Annotated in this window: 1 protein-coding gene and 1 pseudogene; one reads left to right on the top strand and one right to left on the bottom strand. The window is 42.9% G+C overall.

The features are described from left to right. Nucleotides 1–671 (top strand): annotated as a pseudogene (locus ACS8FD_RS16895) (RlmF-related methyltransferase); the annotation flags it as partial. Nucleotides 672–770: 99 nt separating this feature from the next. Here ACS8FD_RS16895 and ACS8FD_RS16890 read toward each other — a convergent pair. Then, on the bottom strand, nt 771–1,018 hold a 248-nt coding region (locus ACS8FD_RS16890), incomplete at its 5' end, for a manganese efflux pump (protein WP_439276693.1).

Below are 1,018 nucleotides of genomic sequence, written 5' to 3'. Positions count from 1 at the left end.
TGATAATACCCCGCCCACGGGCAAAGATATCCATGCGCTAGATATCGGCTACGGGTGCCAGCGCCATCTACCCTATTATCGGCAGTCAAAGCTATGGCTGGCGCTTTACTGCAAGCGATATTGACCCCGTTTCTGTCAATACCGCAAGCGTTATTTGTCAGGCGAACCCAAAACTAAAAGGCGCGATTAAGGTCAAACTGCAACCCGAGCCAAAATATATTTTTAAAAATATCATTGGACGTCAAGACTACTTTGATGTGGTGGTTTGTAATCCGCCCTTCCATGCCTCCTTGGATGAAGCCTTGCAAGCAAATAGCCGTAAACAACACAATCTACAAAGACACCGGGGCAAAAACGAAAGTACACAAATCAGTCGTCACTCTACAAAGTCAGGTAATGCCGCGCAAAACCTCAACTTTGGCGGTCAACATAAAGAATTATGGTCTGAAGGTGGTGAAATTGCTTTTTTGAGTAATATGATAAAAGAGAGCCAAAACTATGCTGAGCATGTTGGTTGGTTTACTAGCCTAGTCTCAAAATCTGAGAATGTAAAACCGTTACAGCAATTATTAAAAGAGCTTGGCGTCGCGCAGATGCGTATTATTGAGATGAGCCAAGGACAAAAAAACACCCGTGTCTTAGCATGGCGATTTAGTATTGACGAAGCATAATCATTGCCAAAGCGTATTAACAGAGTTTCACGTGAAACAAAAAAGCCGCTATAAAGATTTATAGCGGCTTTTTATTTGAGCATAAAATAACGTATCTATTTAGCTAAAAAACATAATTTTGAGCCCAATCAAAACCAATACGATGCCGCCGAGTGCTTCTGCTTTATCTTCAAGATCCGTACCTGATTTTTTGCCCAAATAGATGCCCACTGCGCTAAAGATAGCCGTGACAATCGCGATGATCACACAAGCAAACCACGCATCAAGATCGAGTAGGTTTAAAGTAAAACCAGCCGCCATGGCATCGATACTGGTGGCAATCGCGAGGGTAAACATGGTGCGATGAT

It is taken from the genome of Psychrobacter sp. 1U2 (assembly GCF_051847575.1).
This window is presented reverse-complemented; position numbering and strand designations above follow the sequence as displayed.